The 595-nt window shown below is 64.7% G+C and carries 1 protein-coding gene; it reads right to left on the minus strand.

Annotated elements, in window-relative coordinates; translation table 11 throughout:
- Window positions 1-595 (minus strand): UbiA family prenyltransferase (locus ACFQ4G_RS21965; protein WP_379041143.1); only part of this gene is annotated, 595 nt, incomplete at both ends.

The raw sequence follows: 595 nt of genomic DNA on the forward strand, positions 1-595 counted from the left end.
GAGGTCTTGATGCCGATCTTCAGGTCGTCATCGCGATCCACCATCGCGTATTCGGTATCGTACGCAACAGCCCAGAAAATATTGGCAACCAGCAGCCACCAGGCCACGGCCGGCACTTCGCCCTGCACGGCCGCGAAGGCCATCGGGATGCCGAAGCCGAACGCGATGCCCAGGTAGGCCTGCGGGATGGCGAAGAAGCGCTTGAAATAGGGGTAGGTGCCGGCCACGATCACGGCGACCACGGACAGCTCTTTGGTCAGCGCGTTCAGGGGCAGGATCAGCAGGAAGGAGATGACGGACAGCGCCGCGGCAATCGCCACCGCTTCCCACGCCCTGATGCGGCCGCTGGTGAGCGGGCGTTCGGCGGTGCGCTTGACGTGCAGGTCGAAGTCACGGTCGGCGTAGTCGTTGATCGCGCAGCCGGCCGAGCGCATCAGCGCGGTGCCAACGACGAAGATGACGATGTACAGTGGATCGGGCTTGCCGCCGGCGGCCATCCACAACGCCCACAGCGTCGGCCACAAGAGGAGGAGGATGCCGATCGGCTTGTCGGCACGGACCAGGCGGAGATACAGCGCCAGTTTGCTCATGGGGT

Source organism: Methylobacterium marchantiae, from assembly GCF_042679825.1.
Lineage (GTDB): Bacteria > Pseudomonadota > Alphaproteobacteria > Rhizobiales > Beijerinckiaceae > Methylobacterium > Methylobacterium marchantiae.